Here is a 1,074-nt window from a genome sequence, read left to right on the forward strand (position 1 = left end):
CCCCAAGTGCCGCCGCATCCGCACTTTCCCGCGCCCGGTCGGGCGTCGCGGGCACCACATGGGTGACGCCGACGCCCGACCGGGCGCGGGAAAGTGCGGATGCGGCGGCACTTGGGGACGGGGTGGGCGCCGCGCAAATGCGCGATCCCGCCGTACTGGAGGACCGCAGAATCGCGCGGTCGCGTGCAGGAAGGCGAGTGCTGGGTGTGGCGGCCGAAGCGTCCCTTTCGTCGATCAGCACCGCCGAAACGCGCGTTGCGGGCGGGGACGACGTGCTGTTGATGAGCGACGGGTTCGCGGCACTGGTCGATGCCTATGGTGCCTATGACGGCCCGGGACTGTTCGCGGCTGTCGCCGAGCGCGGGCTGGCGGCGCTGGCAGTCGAACTGCGCGCGATCGAGCGCGATGATGCCGCCTGCCGCCGCTTCCCCCGTTTCAAGGCGAGCGACGACGCGACGGCATTGTGGCTGCGGATCGCCGCTTAGAGGCCCGACCCTAGACCCGGCGGCCCGAGAACAGCTGAATCAGGCCGACGACCAGCGCGACGACCAGCAGGATGTGGATCAGCCCGCCGGCGACATGGAAGCCGAAGCCCAGCAGCCAGAGTACCAGCAGAATCGCAACGATCGTCCACAACATGGCATCACCCTCCTGATCTTGTGATGCGGGCGAAACGATGCGCCGGGGAGTCGCGTTCCTGCGCTAGACATATTTCGACACAATCTGGATCAGGACGAGAGCGGCCGGGTCGTCCGCATCCCTCGGTCAAGGCTGCTTGCCCGTATCCCCGCCGCGTTCCGCCGCGAGCGCCATCGCGCGGGCCGATCCGGTCGCGGGCTTCACCTTCGTATCGTCGCGACCGGCGGTGACGAACAGCACCGCGGCGATCAGCACCGCGATCAGGATCAGCGCGGGAAGTCCGGAATAGCTGCGCACGCTGCGCTGCGGGCGATCGTCCGACATGTCATGAGGCATGGGAGGCTCCTTTCGAGGATGAATCCCGCGTCCAATGACGAATGCCGCTCGGCCGTTCCCGTTGATATGGATTACATTTTGTGGCTGTCGGCGTGGCCG

At 67.5% G+C, this 1,074-nt stretch carries 3 protein-coding genes; 1 reads left to right on the top strand and 2 read right to left on the bottom strand.

Annotation, left to right across the window (positions count from 1 at the left end; all coding sequences use genetic code 11):
- Nucleotides 1-485: hypothetical protein (locus AX685_RS23190; RefSeq protein WP_231738916.1), on the top strand; the 485-nt coding region annotated here is incomplete at its 5' end.
- 10 nt (nt 486-495) lie between these two features.
- Here the strand turns inward: AX685_RS23190 and AX685_RS21715 are convergent.
- Together AX685_RS21715 and AX685_RS14900 are read right to left on the bottom strand one after the other, a co-directional pair.
- Complete coding sequence (locus tag AX685_RS21715) at nt 496-639, bottom strand: lmo0937 family membrane protein (RefSeq protein ID WP_141396487.1); 144 nt, start codon at nt 637-639, stop codon at nt 496-498.
- A 126-nt stretch (nt 640-765) separates the two neighbouring features.
- Nucleotides 766-975: a hypothetical protein gene (locus tag AX685_RS14900; RefSeq protein ID WP_156445838.1), complete on the bottom strand. Its 210-nt coding sequence runs from the start codon at nt 973-975 to the stop codon at nt 766-768.
- Between the last annotated feature and the right edge of the window lie 99 nt (nt 976-1,074).

Origin of the sequence: Sphingomonas sp. CCH9-F2, assembly GCF_001556735.1 — a bacterium.
Lineage (GTDB): Bacteria > Pseudomonadota > Alphaproteobacteria > Sphingomonadales > Sphingomonadaceae > Sphingomonas > Sphingomonas ginsenosidimutans.

Excerpts from the sequence above, each read along its gene's own strand:
- AX685_RS21715 (WP_141396487.1), bottom strand. The coding sequence starts at position 639 with ATGTTGTGGACGATCGTTGCGATTCTGCTGGTACTCTGGCTGCTGGGC.
- AX685_RS14900 (WP_156445838.1), bottom strand. The coding sequence starts at position 975 with ATGCCTCATGACATGTCGGACGATCGCCCGCAGCGCAGCGTGCGCAGC.